The 1,526-nt window shown below is 69.2% G+C and carries 1 pseudogene; it reads left to right on the top strand.

Annotation, left to right across the window (positions count from 1 at the left end):
* Positions 1–101: 101 nt before the first annotated feature.
* A pseudogene (locus tag ACFYOH_RS44765) lies at positions 102–1,347 on the top strand (ISNCY family transposase); the annotation flags it as partial.
* Between the last annotated feature and the right edge of the window lie 179 nt (positions 1,348–1,526).

Raw genomic sequence — 1,526 nt, 5'->3', positions numbered from 1 at the left:
ATCGCCTTCCCCCGCCGCTATCTACCCGAGGGAAGCATGGACACGATCTACAAAGATCAGATCGACCTCGCTACACCACCCCAGGGGACATGACCCATCGCCCGTGGCGAGCGGTGTTCGCCGAACGTCTGGGGCGGCCGTCGGTGCCGGTGGAGACGCTACTGCGGCTGCTGTATCTCAAGCACCGCTACCAGCTCAGTTACGAGACTCTGTGCCGTGAGGTCGCGGACTCGTTGAGCTGGCGCCGGTTCTGCCGTATTCCGCTGGCCGCCCCGGTGCCGCACCCGACCACGTTGATCAAGCTGGTGCGCCGCAGCGGACCGCAGGCGGTGGAAGAGCTGAACGCCGCCCTGCTGGGCAAGCTGGTCGAGGACAAGCTGCTGCGGTGCCGCAAGCTGCGCATCGACACGACCGTGATGGAAGCGGACATCGACCACCCCACGGACGCCGACCTGCTCGAACACGGCGTACGCAAGCTGGGTCGGCTGGTGGGCCGGATCAAGGCGTCCGGGGCAGCCAGGCGCACCCGCTTCCGGGATCGCAGCCGGTCAGCGGGGCGCCGTTTGAAGGAGACCTCACGCACGCTGCGGCGGCGCACCGGCCAGGCGCTGCGCGAGATCAACCGGCTCACCGGTGAGATCGCCGCCACGGCCCGCGCGACCTTGCGGGACGTCGCAGCGGTGGAGCGCAATGCCCGGCGCACGCTGGGCAAACGGCCTTCGGGACGCCTTGCGCACCTCGTGGGCGAGCTGGCCGAGACCGCGGCGAGCACCCGCCGACTGCTGGAGCAGACCCCCTTGCGACTTGGCAGGCATCCGTACCATCCCCGACCGGCTGGTCTCGTTGGCCGACCCCGACGCCCGGCCGATCCGCATGGGCAAGCCCCAGCACCCCACCCAGTTCGGCTACACCGTGCTCGTGGCCGAGGACGAACGCGGCTTCATCGTCGACCACCGGGTCCAGCGCGGAAACCCGGCCGATGCACCGCAACTGGTTCCCTCGGTGCAACGCGCCGTGTCACTGACTGGTCGCCCCCCAGCACGGTCGTCGCCGACCGCGGCTTCGGCACCGCGGCCAACGATCTCGCCTTGGCCGAACTCGGTGTCCAGCGGATCGGCCTGCAACGAGCCGGGAAGCCGGGAAAGGCACGGCGTGAGTATGAGCAAAGTTCGCCCATTCCGGCGCATGCGCAACTGGAGAGTCGGCGTCGAGGCCCGTATCAGTCACCTCAAGCGCAGCTTCGGCTTCCGTCGCACGCGCCTGCGCCGCCTGGCCAGCGCCCAGACCTGGGCGGGACTGGGGATCTTCGCCTACAACCTCCAGCGGATGACCGTCCTCAGCCGGTGAGGGGCATCCCGCCGACAGGCCAGCGACACATCCCCGTGCCGCAGTCGACCCCGTCACCAGCCCAAACACTTTTTCAGGGGCAAGTACCTAGCCAGCGAGGCCGCGGCCATCGGCCATGGGGGGATCACTCTGGTTGCTGCCGCCTCCGGGACCAGCTCCGCCACCATCGCGCGTGGCGT

The organism is Streptomyces sp. NPDC007856, from assembly GCF_042868225.1.
Classification (GTDB): domain Bacteria; phylum Actinomycetota; class Actinomycetes; order Streptomycetales; family Streptomycetaceae; genus Streptomyces.
Note: the sequence above shows the minus strand (reverse complement) of the source record. Positions and strands in the feature narration are given on the sequence as shown.